Source organism: Frankia sp. AiPs1 (assembly GCF_023716945.1).
In the GTDB taxonomy this organism is placed as follows: Bacteria; Actinomycetota; Actinomycetes; order Frankiales; family Frankiaceae; genus Frankia.
This window is the reverse complement of record NZ_JAMQQF010001013.1, coordinates 1-1,090: the sequence shown is the minus strand read 5'-3', so window position 1 is coordinate 1,090 and position 1,090 is coordinate 1. Positions and strand designations below refer to the sequence as shown.

Sequence of the window (1,090 nt, the reverse complement as noted above, 5' to 3'; positions counted from 1 at the left end):
GTCGAGTCCGCCCGCGCCGCCGGCGGCGGACCTGCGGCCCGGCCCGGCCGCGGTGGCCAGCCGGTCGAGATGATCGGCGAGCTCGGTGACGGTCGGATGCTCGAACACGACGGGGGGTCCCAGCGGCACGCCGACGGCCACGGCGAGGCGGCGGCTGAGTTGCACCGAGGCGAGGGAGTCGAAGCCGAGCTCGAGGAAGCGGCGGTTCGGGTCGATGTCGTCGGGGTCGTCGTGACCGAGGATCGCCGCGGTCTCGCCGCGGACGAGCTCGAACAGGGCGCTGGCCCGCCGCGCCGCGGGAAGCGCGCCGTAGTCGACCGCCTCGACGGCGTCACCGGCACCGCTGTCAGCGTCCATGGTCTCGGCGTCGCCGCCCGCGGGGTTCGCCGTGGTTCGGCCGGGCAGGTCGTCGAACAGGTGGTTCGGCCGGGCCGCGGTGATGACCGGCAGGAAGCGGTCCCAGTCGACGTCGACGACGGTCACCGTGGTCTCGCCCGCCGCCACGGCCCGGGTGAGCGCGGTGACCGCCGGCTCGGGGTCAAGCGGCCGTAGTCCGCGGCGGGTCAGGTAGTCGCGCAGCGCGGGCGCGGCACCAATCCCGGAGCCGTCCCACGGTCCGAAGGCGACGGCGGTCGCCGGGCGGCCCTCGGCGTTGCGGCGGCCGGCGAGGGCGTCGAGGTAGGCGTTGGCGGCGCTGTAGGCGGCCTGGTTGCCGCTGCCCCAGACCCCCGAGATCGACGAGAGCAGCACGAACGCCGCCACCTTCGCCCCGTCCGGGCCGTCGAGCAGGCGGTCGAGCGCGCCGGCACCGGCGACCTTGCCGGCGACGACCTCCTCGAACTCGGCCAAGGTCAGCCGGGCCAGCGGCATGGTCGGGCCGGCGGTGCCCGCGGCGTGCACGACGGCGGTGACCGGTTCGCCGGCGTCGGCCAGCTCGCGCAGCAGGTCGGCGAGCCGGTCGGGGTCGGCCACGTCGCAGGCGTCGATCGTGGCGTGCGTGCCCAGCGCCGCCAGCTCGTCGAGCAGCTCCCGGGCGCCGGGGCTGTCGGGACCGCGCCGGCTGGCGAGCACGACGCGCCGTGCCCCGTCG

1 protein-coding gene is annotated in these 1,090 nt (G+C 76.9%); it reads right to left on the bottom strand.

All coding sequences use genetic code 11. The annotated features are described in order from the left end of the window. On the bottom strand, positions 1–1,090 hold a 1,090-nt coding region (locus ND748_RS32545), incomplete at both ends, for a beta-ketoacyl reductase (protein WP_251750096.1).